The sequence below is a fragment of the Microbacterium hominis genome (assembly GCF_013282805.1).
In the GTDB taxonomy this organism is placed as follows: Bacteria; Actinomycetota; Actinomycetes; order Actinomycetales; family Microbacteriaceae; genus Microbacterium; species Microbacterium hominis_B.
The window spans coordinates 1,901,836-1,918,289 of sequence record NZ_CP054038.1 but is presented as its reverse complement, the minus strand read 5'-3'; the positions used below and the strand labels follow the sequence as shown (position 1 = coordinate 1,918,289).

The 16,454-nt window shown below is 73.2% G+C and carries 17 protein-coding genes; 5 read left to right on the top strand and 12 right to left on the bottom strand.

The window, feature by feature from the left end; all coding sequences use genetic code 11:
• Nucleotides 1-17: 17 nt before the first annotated feature.
• The 3 genes from dnaG to dusB are packed head-to-tail and all read right to left on the bottom strand — an operon-like array spanning nucleotide 18 to nucleotide 4,376.
• The gene (gene dnaG / locus HQM25_RS08580; protein WP_172989859.1) at nucleotides 18-1,877 is read right to left on the bottom strand and encodes a DNA primase; all 1,860 of its coding nucleotides are present in this window, start codon (nucleotides 1,875-1,877) and stop codon (nucleotides 18-20) included.
• Complete coding sequence (locus HQM25_RS08575) at nucleotides 1,877-3,214, bottom strand: deoxyguanosinetriphosphate triphosphohydrolase (protein ID WP_172989858.1); 1,338 nt, start codon at nucleotides 3,212-3,214, stop codon at nucleotides 1,877-1,879. The genes dnaG and HQM25_RS08575 overlap by 1 nt, the downstream gene beginning before the upstream one ends.
• A complete protein-coding gene (gene dusB, locus HQM25_RS08570) occupies nucleotides 3,204-4,376 on the bottom strand; it encodes a tRNA dihydrouridine synthase DusB (protein WP_254359631.1) in 1,173 nt (390 codons plus the stop codon). The genes HQM25_RS08575 and dusB overlap by 11 nt, the downstream gene beginning before the upstream one ends.
• 61 nt (nucleotides 4,377-4,437) lie before the next feature.
• Here dusB and HQM25_RS08565 point away from each other — a divergent pair, with 61 nt between their 5' ends.
• Nucleotides 4,438-4,941, top strand: coding sequence for a glutathione peroxidase (locus HQM25_RS08565; protein WP_172989856.1), 504 nt, complete (start codon nucleotides 4,438-4,440; stop codon nucleotides 4,939-4,941).
• Here HQM25_RS08565 and HQM25_RS08560 read toward each other — a convergent pair whose 3' ends face one another.
• From HQM25_RS08560 to HQM25_RS08545, 4 genes are read right to left on the bottom strand one after another with little or no spacing between them, the layout of a single operon-like run.
• Nucleotides 4,942-5,622 carry a DsbA family oxidoreductase gene (locus HQM25_RS08560; protein WP_172989855.1) on the bottom strand — a complete coding sequence of 227 codons (681 nt, stop codon included), beginning with the start codon at nucleotides 5,620-5,622 and terminating at the stop codon, nucleotides 4,942-4,944.
• Nucleotides 5,623-5,671: 49 nt separating this feature from the next.
• Nucleotides 5,672-6,475, bottom strand: a complete 804-nt coding sequence (locus tag HQM25_RS08555; protein ID WP_172989854.1) for an isoprenyl transferase — start codon at nucleotides 6,473-6,475, stop codon at nucleotides 5,672-5,674.
• Entirely contained in the window at nucleotides 6,472-7,206 is a 735-nt protein-coding gene (gene recO, locus HQM25_RS08550) for a DNA repair protein RecO (protein ID WP_172989853.1), read from the bottom strand. The genes HQM25_RS08555 and recO overlap by 4 nt, the downstream gene beginning before the upstream one ends.
• 52 nt (nucleotides 7,207-7,258) lie before the next feature.
• A complete protein-coding gene (locus HQM25_RS08545) occupies nucleotides 7,259-8,638 on the bottom strand; it encodes a hypothetical protein (RefSeq protein WP_172989852.1) in 1,380 nt (459 codons plus the stop codon).
• A 101-nt stretch (nucleotides 8,639-8,739) separates the two neighbouring features.
• Between HQM25_RS08545 and HQM25_RS08540 the strand changes: the two genes are divergently transcribed.
• Both HQM25_RS08540 and HQM25_RS08535 read left to right on the top strand, forming a co-directional pair.
• A complete protein-coding gene (locus HQM25_RS08540) occupies nucleotides 8,740-9,993 on the top strand; it encodes a molybdopterin-dependent oxidoreductase (protein WP_172989851.1) in 1,254 nt (417 codons plus the stop codon).
• A 13-nt stretch (nucleotides 9,994-10,006) separates the two neighbouring features.
• Nucleotides 10,007-10,477 carry a hypothetical protein gene (locus tag HQM25_RS08535; protein WP_172989850.1) on the top strand — a complete coding sequence of 157 codons (471 nt, stop codon included), beginning with the start codon at nucleotides 10,007-10,009 and terminating at the stop codon, nucleotides 10,475-10,477.
• On the opposite strand, the gene HQM25_RS08530 is transcribed toward HQM25_RS08535, so the two are convergent.
• The 3 genes from HQM25_RS08530 to HQM25_RS08520 are packed head-to-tail and all read right to left on the bottom strand — an operon-like array spanning nucleotide 10,444 to nucleotide 12,415.
• The gene (locus HQM25_RS08530; protein WP_172989849.1) at nucleotides 10,444-11,124 is read right to left on the bottom strand and encodes a class I SAM-dependent methyltransferase; all 681 of its coding nucleotides are present in this window, start codon (nucleotides 11,122-11,124) and stop codon (nucleotides 10,444-10,446) included. The two genes, HQM25_RS08535 and HQM25_RS08530, sit on opposite strands and share 34 nt — an antisense overlap.
• Nucleotides 11,124-11,759 (bottom strand): TIGR04282 family arsenosugar biosynthesis glycosyltransferase, encoded by a 636-nt coding sequence (locus HQM25_RS08525; protein WP_172989848.1) that lies wholly within the window; start codon nucleotides 11,757-11,759, stop codon nucleotides 11,124-11,126. The genes HQM25_RS08530 and HQM25_RS08525 overlap by 1 nt, the downstream gene beginning before the upstream one ends.
• Nucleotides 11,756-12,415: a glycosyltransferase family 2 protein gene (locus tag HQM25_RS08520; RefSeq protein WP_172989847.1), complete on the bottom strand. Its 660-nt coding sequence runs from the start codon at nucleotides 12,413-12,415 to the stop codon at nucleotides 11,756-11,758. The genes HQM25_RS08525 and HQM25_RS08520 overlap by 4 nt, the downstream gene beginning before the upstream one ends.
• 111 nt (nucleotides 12,416-12,526) lie before the next feature.
• On the opposite strand from HQM25_RS08520, the gene HQM25_RS08515 reads away from it, so the two are divergent.
• A complete protein-coding gene (locus tag HQM25_RS08515; RefSeq protein WP_254359629.1) occupies nucleotides 12,527-13,273 on the top strand; it encodes a response regulator transcription factor in 747 nt (248 codons plus the stop codon).
• Nucleotides 13,270-14,415 carry a sensor histidine kinase gene (locus HQM25_RS08510; RefSeq protein WP_172989845.1) on the top strand — a complete coding sequence of 382 codons (1,146 nt, stop codon included), beginning with the start codon at nucleotides 13,270-13,272 and terminating at the stop codon, nucleotides 14,413-14,415. The genes HQM25_RS08515 and HQM25_RS08510 overlap by 4 nt, the downstream gene beginning before the upstream one ends.
• Before the next feature lie 28 nt (nucleotides 14,416-14,443).
• Here HQM25_RS08510 and HQM25_RS08505 read toward each other — a convergent pair whose 3' ends face one another.
• Complete coding sequence (locus tag HQM25_RS08505) at nucleotides 14,444-15,496, bottom strand: SDR family NAD(P)-dependent oxidoreductase (protein WP_172989844.1); 1,053 nt, start codon at nucleotides 15,494-15,496, stop codon at nucleotides 14,444-14,446.
• Nucleotides 15,493-16,341 (bottom strand): MTAP family purine nucleoside phosphorylase, encoded by an 849-nt coding sequence (locus HQM25_RS08500; RefSeq protein WP_172989843.1) that lies wholly within the window; start codon nucleotides 16,339-16,341, stop codon nucleotides 15,493-15,495. The genes HQM25_RS08505 and HQM25_RS08500 overlap by 4 nt, the downstream gene beginning before the upstream one ends.
• Nucleotides 16,342-16,454: the final 113 nt, after the last annotated feature.

Below are 16,454 nucleotides of genomic sequence, written 5' to 3'. Positions count from 1 at the left end.
GCCAAGCGTCGGATCGCTCAGGAGGCCGCCTGCAGCCGCGCGCGCTCGAGATCGAGCTCGCGCAGGCGGAGACGGATCGCCCGCCCCTCCTCGGAGACCGCAGCGACACGCTGGATGGCGCCGAGGAGCTCGGATTTCTCGCGCGCGAGCCCGCGCAGGAGGATGCGGCGGGCGAGGTCGGCGGTCGACGAGACGGCGTCGTCGTCGGTGAGGGCGGGGAAATCGGCGGCGAGCAGCTGCGCGGCCAGGAAGCGATGCGGCTCGCGCACCCGGCCGACCGCGTCGGCGGCCCACCCCGCCCGGTCGAGGTCGGCGATCGCATCGCGCACCGCTTCCCGCACGGCATCGAGCGCGGGGTGACCGAACGGCTGGGCGAGAGCGCGGGCGAGCTCGTCGACGTCGAGACGATGACCGAACTGGAGCGCCCCCATGAGGAAATCGCGTTCCAGGGCCACGTCGGCCGTACGGGCGAGGGAGGCGAGCGTCGCCCGCGGTGCCGCCTGGTCCGCGGGCGCGCGCTCCGCGGCCGCAGGCTCCGGTTCGGCGCGCCGCGCGGCGGCGCGCCCCACACGTTCCACCTCCCGACGCACATCCTCCGTGTCCATGCCGAGACGCCGCGCGAGCACCCGGACGTACTCGGGCTGGAGCAGCGGGTCCCGCAGCTCCGCCACGACGGGTGCCGCCGCCCGGAGCGCGCCCACGCGACCCTCCACCGCGGCGAGGTCGAATCCCGAGATCCGCTGGTCGAGCACGAACTCCACCATCGGCACCTTCGTCTCCACCAGGGCCCGCACCGCCCCGTCGCCGCGACGCAGGCGCAGGTCGCAGGGGTCGAGCCCTTCCGGACCGGTCGCGACATAGGTCTGCGCGTTGAACCTCTTCGCATCGGCGAAGGCGCGCAGCGCCGCCTTCTGGCCGGCGGCATCCGGATCGAAGGTGAACACGACCTCCCCTGCCGTCGTGTCGTCGCCCATCACGCGACGGAGCACGGAGATGTGATCGGAACCGAAGGCGGTGCCGCAGGTCGCGATCGCGGTCGTGATCCCCGCGAGATGGCACGCCATGACGTCGGTGTAGCCCTCGACGACAACGACACGATGCTCCCGCGAGACGTCGCGCTTGGCGAGGTCGAGCCCGTAGAGCACCTGGGCCTTCTTGTAGATCGTGGTCTCGGGGGTGTTGAGGTACTTGGGCCCCTGGTCGTCGTCGTACAGCCGCCGCGCGCCGAAGCCGATCACCTGCCCGGTGACGTCGCGGATGGGCCAGATCACCCGGCCGCGGAAGCGGTCGTAGACGCCTCGCTGCCCCTGGGAGACGAGCCCCGCCGCGCTGAGCTCCTCGTCGGAGAAGCCGCGACCGCGCAGCGCGGTGTGCAGGGCCGACCAGCCCTTGGGGGCGTAGCCGACGCCGAAGTGGGCGGCGGCCCCGGCGTCGAAGCCGCGCTCGCCGAGGAAGCGGCGCGCCGCTTCTGCCTCGGGCGAGGCCAGCTGCCCGCGGAAGAACTCCGCGGCCGCTGTGTTCGCCGCGTACAGCCGCGCGCGCCCGGTGCCCTCGGGCGCCGCGGCTCCGCCCTCCTCGTAGTGGAGCGTGTAGCCGATGCGCCCGGCGAGGCGTTCGACGGCCTCCGCGAAGGTGACGTGGTCCATGCGGCGCAGGAACGAGTACACGTCGCCGGACTCGCCGCAGCCGAAGCAGTGGTAGAAGCCGGCCTGCGGCCGCACGTTGAAACTCGGGCTGCGCTCGTCGTGGAAGGGGCACAGTCCCTTGAGCGACCCGACGCCGGCCGACTTGAGCGCCACGCGCTCGCCGATCACGTCGGCGATGTTCGTGCGCGCCTTGACCTCGTCGATGTCGGCCTGGCGGATGCGCCCGGGCATCAGCGCGTCCCGGCCGACGGAGCCGCGAGCGGCATCCACACCCCCAGCGACGCGGCGTCGATCTCGCCGACGAGCCTCCCATGCCACGAGATCGCAACCTGGTCGGTGAGGCTCGCGACCTGGTCGACGACCACCCGCCGGCGCGCGATGTCGTCGCTCGCTGCGGCGAAGTCCTGCGCGTGGAGCGGATCGAGGTGCTCCGGATGCTCCCACAGCGCGCTCGCGAGCCGCTTGAGCACGCCGCGCTGCTCCTTGTAGAGGCTCTTGCGCCCGTCGATCGAGACCACGAACGCCCCGATGATGCCCTTGAGCACGGCCATCTCGGCCTCGATCACACGCGGAACCACCACGTGGGCACGATAGCGCGTGAGGACCGGGCCCTCGTAGGCATCGCGCGTGGCGGTGGTCGCCGCGCGGGCGAAGCGGCCGATGAGATCGCTCGTGAGGTTCTTCAGCCGGGCGAGAGCGGCGCGCGACCCGTCGAAGGCGTCGATCCACTCGGGCATGCGCATGAGCCGGAACAGGGCGTCGGCGAGTTCGTCGCGGGCGAAGTCGAAGCCCACCCAGGCCTGGATGGCGGTCAGCAGCGCCTCGTGCTCGGCCCCGTCGGTGAGACGGGCCGGGTCGAGATAGCCGTTGACGATCGCGTCCTCGAAGTCGTGCACCGAGTAGGCGATGTCGTCGGACAGGTCCATCACCTCGGCCTCGATGCAGCGGACGCGTCCGGGGGCTCCCTCGCGCATCCACCGGAACACGTCCTCATCGTCGGGGTACACCCCGAACTTCAATCGCCCGCCGGGATCGGGCACGGGGTGCTCGGCCGTCCACGGGTATTTGCACGTGGCGTCCAGGCTCGCCCGCGTGAGGTTGAGGCCGAAGCTGCGGCCGGTGTCGTCGACCACCTTGGGCTCGAGTCGCGCGAGGATGCGCAGCGTCTGGGCATTCCCCTCGAAGCCGCCGATCTGCTCGGCCCAGTCGTTGAGGGCCCGTTCGCCGTTGTGGCCGAAGGGCGGGTGGCCGAGGTCGTGGCTCAGGCACGCGGTGTCGACCACGTCGGGAGCCAGCCGCAGCGCGGTCGCGAGCTCGCGACCGACCTGCGCCACCTCGAGGGAGTGGGTCAGTCTGTTGCGGGCGAAGTCGGCGGGACTGGCGGGGCTGAGCACCTGGGTCTTGGCCGCGAGCCGGCGCAGCGCCGCGGAGTGCAGCACGCGCGCGCGGTCCCGGGCGAACCCGTCGCGCTGCGAGCGGTGGGTCTCCGCGTGGAATCGTGCCGCGTCGGGCTCGTCGTAGCCGTCGGGGCGTTCGGAGGCGGCACCCGGCACGCGCTCAGCCGCCACTGTGGTCGAGTTCCGCGTCGGCGAGGGCGGCGGTGGCGTCGCGGCCGAGCTCGCGCGAGTCGAGCCAGCCCTCCGGGAGAGCGGGCCGCTTGGGCGTGCCGGCCCGTCCGCGCTGGCCTTCGGCGGCCGCGCCAGGATAGGGCGCGTCCAGCTCGAGCGTCGCGATCAGATCGTCGATCTCCGCCAGGCTCGAGACGGTCGCCAGTTTCGCGCGCGTCTCGCCGCCCACGGGATAGCCCTTGAAGTACCAGGCCACGTGCTTGCGGATGTCGCGGCAGCCGCGGCCCTCGTCCTCGAAGAATTCGACGAGCAGCTCCGCGTGCCGCCGGAACGCCTGCGCCACGAATCCGAGGCCGGCGTCCACCGGCGCGCCGGGCGCGGCATCCGGCCCCCCGAGCGCGCGCGCGAGATCGCCGAACAGCCAGGGGCGGCCGAGGCACCCACGGCCGACCACCACGCCGTCGCAGCCGGTCTCCTCCATCATGCGGGCCGCGTCGTCGGCCGACCAGATGTCGCCGTTTCCGAGGACCGGCACCGAGGTCACCGCCTCCTTGAGCTTGGCGATGGCCGACCAGTCGGCGTGGCCGCTGTAGAACTCCGCCGCGGTGCGGGCGTGCAGGGCGACCGCGGCCACCCCGGCGTCTTCGGCGATCCGGCCGGCGTCGAGGTAGGTGAGGTGGTCGTCGTCGATGCCCTTGCGCATCTTCACCGTGAGCGGGATGCCGCCCTCAGCGGCCGCCGCCGCGGCCCGGCTGACGATCTCCCGGAAGAGGCCGAGCTTCCACGGGAGCGCGGATCCGCCGCCCTTGCGGGTGACCTTGGGAACCGGGCAGCCGAAGTTCAGGTCGATGTGGTCGGCGCGATCCTCGGCGACCAGGAGCCGCACGGCGGCCTCGGTGGTCGCCGGATCGACGCCGTAGAGCTGGATCGAGCGGGGCGTCTCCGACTCGTGGTGCGTGATCAGACGCATGGTGGTCGCATTCCGCTCCACCAGCGCGCGCGTGGTGATCATCTCGCTGACGTAGAGCCCTGCCCCGTACTCACGGCACAGGCGACGGAAGGCCGTGTTCGTGATGCCCGCCATCGGCGCGAGCACGACGGGGGCATCGAGCTCGATGGAGCCGATGCGCAGGGAGCGCGCGGGGGCGAGGACGGAAGACACCGCCCCATTCTTCCATTGGAATCCGACCCTTGGCTGGATGCCGCACGCGTAGCCTTGTCGCATGCCTGAGATCACCACGACCGACGTGCGACAGATCCCCTTCCAGACCGCTGACGGCGAAGCCGCGACCCTCGACGAGGTGGGCGGCCCGGTGACCCTCGTCGTGAACGTCGCCTCCAAGTGCGGCCTCACCCCGCAGTACGAGCAGCTGGAGCAGCTGCAGCGCGCCTACGCCGAGCGCGGCTTCACCGTCGTCGGCTTCCCGTGCAACCAGTTCATGGGCCAGGAGCCCGGCTCGATGGAGGAGATCCTCGACTACTGCGCGGTCACCTGGGGCGTCTCGTTCCCCATCGCCGACAAGGTGAAGGTGAACGGTGCGAAGGCGGCCGAGCTCTACAAGGCCCTGCGGGAGTCGCCGGATGCCCAGGGCAAGGCCGGGCGCGTCCAGTGGAACTTCGAGAAATTCCTCGTGACGCCCGATGGCACCGTGCACCGGTTCCGCCCGCAGACGCTGCCGAACGACCCGGCGATCGTGTCGCTCATCGAGGCGAACCTGCCCGGCTGATCAGGCCTGGGCCGTCACCGCTTCGCGGTGCTCGGCCCACACCTGGCGGGCGATCTGCGCGAACGCCTCGGCCGGCTGCGCACCGGAGACGCCGTACCGGCCGTCGATCACGAAGAACGGCACCCCGTTGATGCCGTATTCGCGCGCCTGCTCCTGGTCGGCGCGCACAGCGGGAAGGAATGCGCGCGACGTGAGTGCGGCGCGAGCGGCGATCGGGTCCAGTCCGGCGTCCGCGGCGAGCGCGGCCAGCTCCTCGTCGTCGCCGAGGTGGCGGCCCTCGGTGAAGTAGGCCGACATCAGGCGCTCGGCGAGTTCGAGCTGGCGCCCCTGCGCCTTCGCGTAGTGCAGCAGCTCATGCGCCTTGACCGTGTTGGTGTGCTTCAGGATGTCGAAGCGGTACTCGAGCCCGGCGTCGGCGGCGACGCCGGTGACGCGATCGAGCATCTGCTGCGCCTGCGCGGCGCTGACGCCCTTGTGGCGCGCGAGGTAGTCGGCCTCACCGCCTTCGAAGTCGACGGGCGTGTCCGGGGACAGCTCGAACGAGTGGTAGGTCACCTCCACCTGGGGGGCGTCGTCATCGGCGGCGGTCGCCGCCAGCCCGTTCTCGAGGTTGCGCTTGCCGATGTAGCACCAGGGGCACGCGATATCCGACCACACGTCGATCTTGATGGCATCCGTCACGGGGTATGCCAACGTCGTGGGCCGTGCGGGATATTCCCGAGGCGGCACTTCAGGCGGAGGGCGCGTCGACGGCACCGCCGAACCGACGGTCGCGATCGAGATACAGCCCGATCGCTTGCCAGAGGTCGGTGCGCGAGAAGTCCGGCCACAGCGTGTCGAGGAAGACGAACTCGGCGTACGCCGACTCCCAGAGCAGGAAGTTGGAGGTGCGCTGCTCGCCGCTGGAGCGGATGAACAGGTCCACGTCGGGCATATCGGGCTGATAGAGGTGACGGCGGATGAGCTTCTCGCTGATCGCGGAGGGCTTCACCCGCCCTGCCGCGATCTGATCGCCGATCGCGCGCATCGCGTCGACGAGCTCGACCCGACCGCCGTAGTTGATGCACATCGTGAGCGTGAGCACATCGTTGTCGCGGGTGAGCTGCTCGGCGAACTGGAGCTCCTTGATGACCGAGCCCCAGAGGCGTGGCTTGCGCCCCGACCAGCGCACGCGCACGCCCCACTCGTTGAGCTGATCCCGGCGGCGGTGCAGCACGTCGCGGTTGTAGCCCATGAGGAAACGCACCTCCTCGGGCGATCGCGCCCAGTTCTCGGTCGAGAAGGCGTAGACGCTCAGGTGGGTGACGCCGGCCTGGATGGCGCCGGCGACCACGTCGAGCAGCACCTCCTCCCCCGCCTTGTGCCCCTCGACGCGCGTGAGGCCCCGACGGTTCGCCCAGCGGCCGTTGCCGTCCATCACGATCGCGACGTGGTGCGGGACCCGGCCCTTCGGGAAGTCGGGCGGGTGCACCCCCGTCCAGTCCAGCGGTCGATACGGCACCGCGTCGCGATGCGTGTAGGGCTTGGGTGTCACGGTGCGGACTCCGACGAGACGTGGGCGAGCGAGCGGATGCCGCGCTCGAGGTGCCATTGCGCGTACGCGGCGATGAGACCCGACGCCGCCGACGTCGCGGCGCCGGGCGCGGCATCCACATCCTCCCATTCACCCGCCATGAGCGCCGTCAGCAGGGCCGCGGTGGCGGAATCGACGCGGGCGGAGCCCGCGGGGGCGCAGTCGCCGCAGACCATGCCGCCCAGCTGAGCCACGAACGACGCGTGCGGGCCCTCTGCACCGCAGCGCGCGCACCCGCTGAGGGAGGGCGCCCAGCCCGACAGGGCCATCGCGCGCAGGAGGTAGGAATCGAGGATGCTGCGCGCCGCGTGGTCGCCGCGGGACAGCGCCCGGAGCCCGCCGACGAGGAGGAGATACTGCGACGGGGTCGCCTCCGCCTCATTCAGCCGGTCGGCGGCCTCGACCATGGCGCTGGCCGCCGTATAGCGGTCGTAATGCACGGCGATGTCGGCGCCGTAGGCCCCGAGGGATTCGGCCTGCTGCACGATGTCGAGAGAGCGCCCTTCGAACAGCTGCACGTCGGCGACCATGAACGGCTCCAGCCGCGCGCCGAAGCGCGAGGTCGTGCGCCGCACGCCCTTGGCCACCGCGCGCACCTTGCCGTGGCGACGGCTGAGCATCGTCACGATGCGGTCGGCCTCGCCCAGCTTGTGGGTGCGAAGGACGACGACCTCGTCACGGTAGGTGGGCACGGTTCCATTATCGGGGCCGCCTGCGACGCCGCGGCGGTGCGACGTGGCCGGATCACCACACGGTGTAGAGCAGGTGCTGGACGAGGATCGCCCACATGAGCTGGCCCGCCAGCGCCGCGCGGCGCCACCGCCCGTCGAGGAGCGACAGCGAGAGGGTGAGCCACGGGATGAACGGCAGCCAGATGCGCTCCACCTCCGCCTTGCTCATCCCCGAGGCCGTCGCGAGGGCGATCGCGACCATCGCCGCCGCGACGAGCAGGATCACGGTGCGATCCGGATCGCGGCGTCGGCGGACGACGGTCTCGCCGAGCCCCGCGGCGACGAAGGGGCCGGCGCTGATGAGCAGCGCGGCGATGTTGGCCCAGACCCAGTACTCGGCCGGACGCGATGCGGCGATCCCGGCGCGGTAGCGCTCCACGAGGATCGGATACGCCTCCCAGAGCGCGAATCCGCCGAGTGCGAAGACCACCACCACCAGCGCGGCGGCCGCCGCGACGGAGGGCAGCGGCCGCCACCGCCGCGCGCCGAGCAGCACCGCGAGCGCGATCACGCCGTACAGCGGCATCCCGTACGACATCATCACCAGGATCCCGAACAGGATGCCGGCGGCGAGGCTCCACGCGATCGCGGCGCCCGCGCGCACGGCCGTGGCCGCCAGCGCCACCAGCGCCACGGCCCAGACCCCGACGGTCGCGATGACGGCGTCGGCCGAGACCGCGAGGAAGACCGCGGCGGGGGTGAAGACGAGGAACGGCGCCGCCGGCCGCGCCGCGCGCTCGGCGCCGAGAGCGCGCAGGGCGATGAGCACGCCGGCGGGGATCGTCGCGGCGATGAGGGCCACCACGAGGCCCGCGACGAGGTCCGCGCCGAGGCCCAGGCGCACCAGCGCGACGAAGAACAGGAGCATGCCCGGCGGGTGGCCGGCGACGTGCGTGACCCAGTTGTCGGGCGCATCGATCGGCACCCGCTCGAGGAATCCGCCGAGGAACGCCCCGATATCGTCGATCCGCCGCGCGGTCTGCAGATACTCGAAGGGGTTGCCGAGCACGCGCGACAGGCCCGTCGGGCCGTCGACCAGCGCGAGGGCGACCAGCCAGACCGCGGACGCGGCGCAGGATGCCGCGATGAGCCAGGGCCAGCGCAGGCGCTGCGCCAGGCCGGGCGCCCACACCCAGGCCGCCACCGCCACCGCCGACACGACGATCGTCGCGAGGCCCACATGCGGCACCCACACTCCGTGCAACGGGGGCACCGCCCGGGGGTCGGCGGAGCGCGGCGCGCGACTGGCGACGTCCCATCCGGTCGCGAGCGGCACCGCGATCGCCGCCGCGATCAGCGCCACGGCGACCAGCAGTCCGATCAGCGGCGCGCGCGACCCTGCGGCCCCGGGGGGTCGGCGGCGCGCGTGCTGCGAATCGGTCGGGGTGACCATGTCGGCCAGCGTACGGGCCGGCCGCGGAGCCCGCCGAGGGACGGGCACGGCATCCGCGGACCGTAAGGATCTGCCGGGGGCGACCGGTGTTGGCTGGAGAGATGGCAGGGTTCACGGCTCGACTCGGCGACCGCTTCGAAGGGGTCGCGGACGGGCTGCGCGCGCGCAGCTCGACGCCGGGCCGGCGCACCCGCACGACGGTCGTGCTGGGGCGGGTGCTGGCCGTGCTCCTGCTCGTCTGCTTCGCGACCGGACTGTACAGCCACGTCCTGCAGACCCCGCCCTCGTGGCTCACCCTCTCCCCCGACCCCGCCTGGCTCTACCGCGTGACGCAGGGCACCCATGTCGCGGCGGGGATCGCGCTCGTTCCGGTGCTGCTCGGAAAGCTGTGGTCCGTCTTCCCGCGACTGTTCGCATGGCCGCCGATCACCGGCTTGGGCAGTCTGCTCGAGCGCGCGACGATCGCCCTGCTGGTGGCGACCGTGCTCCTGGAGGTCGTCCTCGGACTCATGAACGTGGCGCAGTGGTACGCCTTCCCGTTCTCGTTCCGCCGCGTGCACCTGGCGCTGGCCTGGGTGCTCATCGGTGCGACGCTGCTGCACGTGGCGGTCAAGCTCCCGGTCATCGCGGGCTTCTGGCGGCGCTCACCCCGCCGTGCTCAGGGGGCGGAGGCGTCCCCCGCGCCGGCACGGGCGCCGGCGGCGACCTGGCCCGAGCAGTCTCCGCCCGACCCTTCGCGCCCGACCGCGCCGGAGGAGACGCTCTCCCGGCGAGGGGCGCTCCTCGCGGTCGGTGCGGCAGCCGGCGCGCTCACCCTCGCCACGGTGGGCCAGTCCTTCACCCCGCTGGGCCCGCTGGCGGTGCTCGCGCCGCGTCGCCCCGGCATCGGGCCGCAGGGCCTGCCGGTCAATCGCACCGCGGCCGAGGCGGAGGTGAGCGCGACGGATGCCTCCGCGGACTGGCGCCTGAGCCTCGTCGGCCGTCAGCGCACACTCGAACTGTCGCGCCGACAGCTGGAGACGCTCCCCCAGGCCGAGATCGCTCTGCCGATCGCGTGCGTGGAAGGGTGGAGCCAGCAGGCGCAGTGGGGCGGCGTGCGCCTGCGCGACCTTCTCCGACTCATCGATGAGCAAGACGGTCCCGACCTGACCCTCTCCAGCATGCAGACGCGCGGCGCATTCTCGGTCACCGCGATGCCGGGCGTGTATGCGCGGCACCCGGACACGCTCATCGCCCTGCGGCTCGGCGGCGAGCCCCTGCACCTCGACCACGGCTACCCCGCCCGGGTCATCGCACCCGGCCGCCCGGGCGTGATGCAGACCAAGTGGCTGCGCCGCATCGAGGTCGACACGTGAGGGGCGCGGACCGATGATCATCGTGGACCCCGCGCTCAGCCGCACCGACGTCGCGCGTCTGATCGTCGGCGGGCTCGGCGTCATCGCCGTCGCGGCCGGGACCGTCATGCTGTTCGTGTCACTGGCCCCGGGACAGCTGATCGCCCTCGTGGGCTGGATGGCCGGCGTGGTCATCGCCCACGACGCGGTGCTCGCCCCGCTCGTGCTCGCCGTGGCGCTGCGGGCCGCGCCCGTGGCGACGCGCATCGGCCCCGGCGCTGCCGCGGTGGCGCGCTGCTCTCTCGTGATCGCCGGGTGCGCGGCGCTGATCGCCATCCCCGGCATCGTGGTCCAGGCGATGGGACCGCGCAACCCGTCGGTGCACCCGACCGATTACCTGGTCGTCCTGGCCGTGCTCTGGTCCGTCGCCGTCTCGACGGCGGCTGTCGCGGCGATCGCCGGAGCGGCCGCTCAGCGTCGTCGGAAGGTCGCCCGCACGACGTGACGCTCCCCGACCACTTCATGGACGGGTGAGAAGAAGCCGGCACGCGATGCATGCGCGGCGACCGCGCGCCAGCCCGCGCGCGCCCACGCGAACGGCTCGCTCTCCCCGTCGGTGTCGTCGATGACGGTGAACACATCCGTCTCGTCCAGGTCAGGGGTCGAGGCGCTCTCGACGACCACCGTTCCGCCGTCGTCGAGCAGCGCCGCGCAGCGCTCCAGCAGCTGCGTCGGGTTCCCGCCGATGCCGATGTTGCCGTCGAGCAGCAGGATCGTCCCCCATCGGCCTTCGAGAGGGAGTCGATCGAACACCGATCGCTCCAGCGCCGGGGTGCCGGCGAGACGGGCCAGCCGCACCGCCTCGGCCGAGACGTCGATGCCGAGTGCGGCAGCGGCGCCCGCCGCGGCGGCGCGGACCATCCGGCCGGGACCGCACCCGACATCGAGCACCGGCGAGCGCACCGCGCCGAGTACGGCGAGGTCCTCGGTGCCGGCCGGCCCGCAGAGGGCGCCGACCTCCCACTCCTGCGCGACCTCACCGCTGGAGACCCGCCGAAGGCGCAGCGTTCCGGTGCGACGGGTGCGCAGCGCCGAGCCCCAAGGCTCATCGCCACCCGCGGCGAACCAGACGTGAGGCGATCCGCCGTGCATCAGCGCTCCTCCGTCGCCGCGTGCCAGCGCCGCGCGAACCGGGAGTGCGGAATGAGCGCGGCGACCGCGACCGCGTCGGCCTCCGTGTCGACGTCGGTGAGCGTGGCGAGCGTCCCCACCCGCAGCGCCGCCGACTCCAGACGCGCGCGCTGGCGTGCGCCGGTGTCGTCGCGGGACATCGGAACCCCGCGCACGAGCGCTCCGACCGGCTCGCGCAGGGCGAGCGCCCAGAACCCGCCATCCGCCGCGGGGCCGAGCCAGGCGTCCACGTCATCCGGCCAGCGCGTCAGCACCTCCTCCAGATGCCCCTCGGTCACCTGCGGTGTGTCCATGCCGACGATGACGCACGGCTGCCGGAGCCGGTCCAGCAGCCACGCGAGCCGCTCGTCGAGCAGCCCCGGCGGCTGCGGGACGATCTCGAAGCCCGCCCCCGCCGCCGGCGGCCCCTCGCCCTCGAAGAAGAGGATGCGCCGGCCGGCCGGCACCGCGCCGATCGTCTCCAGCGTGTCGTCCAGACACGCGGAGGCCACCGCCGCCGCCTCGGCGGCGTTCAGCGGCGGCGTCAGGCGCGTCTTCACCCGGCCGGGCAGGCACTGCTTGGCCACCACGGCGATCGCGACGTCGGCGGCCCTCATGGACGGCGCTCCCGGAGCATCCTGGACATGTCGGCGATCGCCGTCGCCGTGCCCGCCACCGTGCCGGTCACCTTCGAGCGGCCGATGCGGGGGTGGTAGTCGATGTCGACCTCGGCGAACCGCCAGCCCGCGGCCGCAGCGGCCAGCACGGTCTCCAGCGGGTAGCCGCTGCGCCGGTCGTGCAGATCGAGCGAGAGCAGTCCGGTGCGCCGTGCGGCGCGCACGGGCGGGATGTCGTGCACGGCGGCGCCGGTCGCGGCGCGCACGCGGGCCGCGAGCACGCCGTTCGCGATCCGGGCATGCACCGGCCACGCCCCGCGCGCGGCGGGGCGGCGCCGGCCCAGCACGATGTCGGCCCGCCCGTCGGCCAGCGGCGGCAGCAGCGCCGGCAGCCGGCCCGGATCGATCGACGCATCCGCGTCGGCGAACACGACGAACTCGGCGGTCGCAGCCTCCAGCCCCGCGTGCGCGGCGGCGCCGTACCCCCGGCGCGGCTCGTGCACGACGTGCGCGCCGCAGCTGCGCGCGACCTCGGCGGAGCCGTCGCGGGAGCCGTTGTCGACGACGATCGCACGCCACCCGTCCGGCACGCCCGCGAGCACGGTGGGGAGGGCGGCGGCCTCGTCGAGGCACGGGAGGACGAGGTCCACATCCATTCTTCGAAGGTAGGCACACGGGACCGGTCGCACTCTTACGGAGCGGTGACGGATGCCTCCGCACCGTGCGGCAGGATGCTCGGGCGCACCGGTGCGACGTATCGTGATGCTGTGGAATCCGTGACCGCGTCCGGCGACCTCGTCGGGCGCCGCGTGCTGGTCGTCGACGACGACGACACCGTGGCCGAGGTCGCGCTCGCCTACCTGCAGGCGGCGGGCTTCGTGGTCGACCGCGCGGCCGATGCCGGCGAGGCCCTGGAACGCCTGGAACTGCTCGACCCCGACCTGGTCGTGCTCGACCTCATGCTCCCCGACCTCGACGGAATCGAGGCCTGCCGCCGCATCCGCGCGCGCCGCGACACGGCCGTGCTCATGCTCACGGCGCGCACCTCGGCCGACGACCGGATCTCCGGGCTGGAAGCGGGCGCCGACGACTACCTCACCAAGCCGTTCTCGCCACGCGAACTCGTGCTGCGGGTGCAGTCGGTGCTGCGTCGCACGTTCGCCGAGCCCGCGCCGTCGGGCCCCGTGTCGGCGGGGAGGTTCTGGGTCGACCCGGCTGCGCGCATCGCCCGCATGGACGGCGCCGATCTCGCCCTCACGGTGCGCGAGTTCGATCTCCTCGCCTACCTCGTGCGCCGCCCCGGCCAGGCCTTCGACCGCGAATCGCTCCTGCAGGCGGTGTGGGGCTGGAGCTACGGCGACCTGTCGACGGTGACGGTGCACGTGCGACGGCTGCGGGAGAAGATCGAGGTGGATGCCGCGGCGCCGCGCCATCTCATCACGGTCTGGGGCGTCGGCTATCGGTTCGATCCGGCGGGGCCCACCGCCCCCGACTCCTCGGGGAGCGCACCATGACCCTCACCGACGTGCTCACCGTCACCGCGATCACGCTGTCGATCAGCGTCGCGGTCGGAATCGCGTGCGTGGGGCTGCTCGCGATCCTGCGCCAGACGCGCCTGTACGTGCAGCTGATCGTGGCCCTGCTGGCGGGCGTCGCATCGGTCGTGACGGCCATGATCACGGTCGCGAACCTCATGTACCTCTCCGCGCACGATCTGGTCGTCGCGATCGCCGTCGCCCTCTCGGCCGGCCTCAGCTCGGCGCTGGTGGCAGCTGCCCTGTGCGTGTGGGTGGTGCGCAACTCCCGCGCGCTCTCCCGCGCAGCCGAGCGCATCGCCCAGGGCGAGGTGGTCACCGCCTCGGAGCGCAGCGCCAGTGCGGAGCTCGCGCGCATCGAGAGCACCCTCGCCGAGACCAGCGCCCAGCTGCGCGAGTCGCGCGAGCGGGAGGCGCGCATCGAGGCATCCCGTCGCGAGCTCGTCGCCTGGATCTCCCACGACCTGCGCACGCCCCTCGCGGGCATCCGCGCGATGGCGGAGGCGCTCGAAGACGGACTCGCCGATGACCCCGAGCGCTACCTGCGCCAGATGAGGGGCCAGGTCGACCTCCTCACCGGCATGGTGGAGGATCTGTTCGATCTCTCCCGCTTGGATGCCGGAGCCCATCGGCTCGCGGTGCAGGACGTCTCGCTGCTCGACGTCGTCAGCGACGCCGTCGCCGATCTCCGCCCCGCCACCCGCGGCCGCGCGGTCGATGTCGAGAGCGGTCTCGACCGGGACCTCGTGGTGCGCGTCGATCCGGGCGAGCTCACGCGGGCGATCGGCAATCTGGTGATGAACGCGGTCCAGCACACGCCCGCGCCGGGCCGGATCGTCGTGCGGGCGGAACTCGTCGACGATCGGCCGACCGTCTCGGTGATCGACTCTGGCCCGGGGATCGACGAGGCTGATCTCCCGCGCCTGTTCGAGGCGGGGTGGCGGGGCTCGGCGGCCCGCACCCCCCGCACGGAGGCGGCGGGCGCGCCGGGCGCGGGACTGGGCCTTGCCATCGTGCGAGGCATCGTCGACGCGCACCGGGGTGAGGTCGCGGTGCGCAACGTCCCGGGCGGGTGCCGGTTCGACATCCTCCTGCCCGCGGAGGCCGCGCAGGCGACGTGACGCTGCGGCCGACGCCCGCGCCGCGGCGTCAGGGGCGCAGCGTCGCGTGCGCGAAGGAGGTCATCCCCTCGGTGAAGGGCACGGTCGCCCGCCATCCCAGCTCACGGTATGCCCGGGCCGATGAGGCGGTGATGTGCCGCACATCGCCGACCCGGTACTCCCCGGTGACGACGGGGGCCGGACCGCCGAACGCGGCCGCCAGGGCGGCTGCCATCTCCCCCACCGTCGTGATCCGCCCACTGCCCACGTTGAACGCGCGATGCTGCGACGGCGCCGCGCGCGCGGTCCACTCCGCGGCGGCCAGGCCCGCCGCCGCCACATCGTCGACATGCACGAAGTCGCGGCGCTGCCTGCCGTCTTCGAACACACGCGGCGCCTCGCCCCGCTCCAGCGCCGAGCGGAACAGCGCGGCGACCCCCGCGTACGGCGTGTTGCGCGGCATCCCCGGCCCGTAGACGTTGTGGTAGCGCAGGGCCGCGACCCGCCCGCCCGTCTCCCGGGCCCAGTTCGCTGCGAGGTGCTCCTGGGCGAGCTTGGTGGTGGCGTAGACGTTGCGGGGATCGGGCGCATCGTCCTCATCCACGAGTGCCGGCGACAGCGGGATGCCGGTGGCGGGGTCGCGCGGATCGAAGCGCCCCGCCGCCAGATCGTCCACGCGGCGCGGTGCGGGACGCACGCTCCGCCCGTCGGCCCCCTCGTACGCGCCCTCACCGTAGACGACCATCGATGAGGCGAGCACCAGCCGACCGACGCCCCCTCGCCGCATCGCGGCGAGGAGCGCCGCCGTGCCGCCGACATTGGTGTCGACGTAGTCGGGGGCGTCGTCGAAGTCGACGCCCAGACCGACCTTCGCGGCCTGGTGCGAGACGACCTCGACGTCCTCGAGCGCCCGTTCGAGCGCGTCGCGGTCCCGTACGTCCGCGCGGAGGAGCTCGACCCCCGCGGGAAGGTCGGGGGTGCCGGTGTGCACGTCGGAGCGGAGCGTGTCGAGCACGCGCACGCGCCGGCCGCGGGAGAGCGCCGCACGCACGATCGCCGACCCGATGAAGCCGGCGCCGCCGGTGACGAGCACGACGCTCACCCGCGGAGCCCCCGCGCGCTCGTCGGACGGGCGAGCACCTGCGCGCGCGCGTCGGGATCGAGCAGCTCCCGGCCGGGGTAGTCGGCCGGGATCGCCTCGATCACCGATTCGAGTGCCGACAGCACGCGCGGAAGCGCGCGGGCGAAGCGCTCGTACACCTTCGCCGCGTCGACCCGCTCCTGATCCGCGGCGTCGGCGCCGGCATCCATATCGGTCACCACGCACACCGTGGCGACGCCGATGCCGAGTTCGGCGGCGAGGGGAACCTCCGGGGCGAGGGTCATGTTCACGAGGTCGGCGCCGGCCGCCCGCAGAGCGCGCGACTCCGCCCGCGTGGAGAAGCGCGGCCCCTCGATGACGGCGACCGTGGCTCCCGCACGCGCCGCGGGCACCGCCTCGCGGGCGACGGCCGCGAGCACCGGGCAGAACGGGTCGGCCAGCGGCAGATGGCGCACCGGCCCCTCGTCGCCGGCCTCGCCGTCGAAGTAGGTGTCGACACGGCGCCGGGTGCGATCGAGGAGCTGATCGGGCAGCACCAGGCTCCCGGGCGGGAAGCGCGGATCGAGCGAGCCGACCGCCGCGGACGACACCACCGCGCGCACCCCCAGCGACGCCAGCGCCCACAGATTGGCCCGATACGGCACGCGACCCGGAGGCAGGGAGTGCGCGCCGCCGTGGCGGGGCAGGAACGCGACGCGCCGCCCGCGCACGCGGCCGATGGCCACCGGCGCCGACGGATCGCCGAACGGGGTGGCGACCTCGACGCGCTCCTCCCACTGGTCGAACGCGCCCTCCATCCCTGTTCCACCGACGATGCCGAGCACGACGCCTGCGTCTGCGTCCATCGGGTCAGGCCCTTTCCGATCGCTGCGGCCCGTGCGATCGGGCCCGGGGGCAGTGTCAGCCTAGACGCCGACGGCGATGCTCCCGCGGCGCACCGCCCGCACGGCGAGAATGG

Coding starts and splice junctions, on each gene's coding strand:
- dnaG (WP_172989859.1), bottom strand. CDS start 1,877: ATGCCCGGGCGCATCCGCCAGGCCGACATCGACGAGGTCAAGGCGCGC.
- HQM25_RS08565 (WP_172989856.1), top strand. CDS start 4,438: ATGCCTGAGATCACCACGACCGACGTGCGACAGATCCCCTTCCAGACC.
- HQM25_RS08545 (WP_172989852.1), bottom strand. CDS start 8,638: ATGGTCACCCCGACCGATTCGCAGCACGCGCGCCGCCGACCCCCCGGG.
- HQM25_RS08540 (WP_172989851.1), top strand. CDS start 8,740: ATGGCAGGGTTCACGGCTCGACTCGGCGACCGCTTCGAAGGGGTCGCG.
- HQM25_RS08535 (WP_172989850.1), top strand. CDS start 10,007: ATGATCATCGTGGACCCCGCGCTCAGCCGCACCGACGTCGCGCGTCTG.
- HQM25_RS08530 (WP_172989849.1), bottom strand. CDS start 11,124: ATGCACGGCGGATCGCCTCACGTCTGGTTCGCCGCGGGTGGCGATGAG.
- HQM25_RS08525 (WP_172989848.1), bottom strand. CDS start 11,759: ATGAGGGCCGCCGACGTCGCGATCGCCGTGGTGGCCAAGCAGTGCCTG.
- HQM25_RS08520 (WP_172989847.1), bottom strand. CDS start 12,415: ATGGATGTGGACCTCGTCCTCCCGTGCCTCGACGAGGCCGCCGCCCTC.
- HQM25_RS08510 (WP_172989845.1), top strand. CDS start 13,270: ATGACCCTCACCGACGTGCTCACCGTCACCGCGATCACGCTGTCGATC.
- HQM25_RS08500 (WP_172989843.1), bottom strand. CDS start 16,341: ATGGACGCAGACGCAGGCGTCGTGCTCGGCATCGTCGGTGGAACAGGG.